Below are 917 nucleotides of genomic sequence, written 5' to 3' on the forward strand. Positions count from 1 at the left end.
GATCGAATGACGGACATCCATAGTGAACACCTATCAATATTATTATTTGGCTAAGAGCATAAGACCTATGTCCGAAATTAACAAACAAGTTTTCCAGATCGAACATGTCTAAGAGGCCTAACTATTTATTAAGCTATCTAATCAAAGAACCGAGAAAAAACGAATACAACCCTATAAGACGACTTCGTCACGAATGAGGTAGCCACATGAATAACAATAATTTCGATTACATCATCATCGGTGCAGGATCCGCAGGGAGTGTGTTAGCACATCGATTATCTCAAGACCCAAATAATTCGATACTCGTTTTAGAAGCCGGTCCCGAAGACAAAACACCAATGATCAAGATTCCAGGTGCCTTTGCCTACTTCATGTATAGCCGCAAATATAACTGGCTATACGACTCTGAGCCAGTTCCGGACATTCGACATGGTAAACCTGTTTTTTGTCCCCGCGGCAAAACACTGGGCGGCAGCAGCGCAGTGAATGCGATGGTATATATTCGAGGACATCGCTCTGATTATGATCACTGGGAAAGCCAAGGAAATCCGGGCTGGGGCTTTGACAATATGCTGCCCTACTTCAAGAAATCAGAAACCAATGAGCGCGGCGGCGATGCCTTCCATGGCGACAAAGGCCCTTTATATGTATCGAATACTCACAGTGCCTACCCGCTAAATGACTGCTTTATAAAAGGTGCTGAACAAGCGGGCTATCCGGTTACCGATGACTTCAATGGACCACAATTTGAAGGTGCAGGCTATTACCAATTTACGATCAAGGATGGTGAACGTTGTGGCGTCTCACGTGCCTACTTAAAACCGGCACTTCATCGAAATAACCTGTCTGTGGAATGTGAAGCCTTTGTCGATAAGATCCTCTTCGAAGGTAAAACTGCTGTAGGCGTCGCATATACG

Annotated in this window: 1 protein-coding gene; it reads left to right on the forward strand. The window is 44.6% G+C overall.

What is annotated here, in order from left to right:
* Positions 1 to 206: 206 nt before the first annotated feature.
* On the forward strand, positions 207 to 917 hold a 711-nt coding region (locus A3739_RS05075), incomplete at its 3' end, for a GMC family oxidoreductase (protein ID WP_197472068.1).

The organism is Oleiphilus sp. HI0067 (assembly GCF_001635735.1).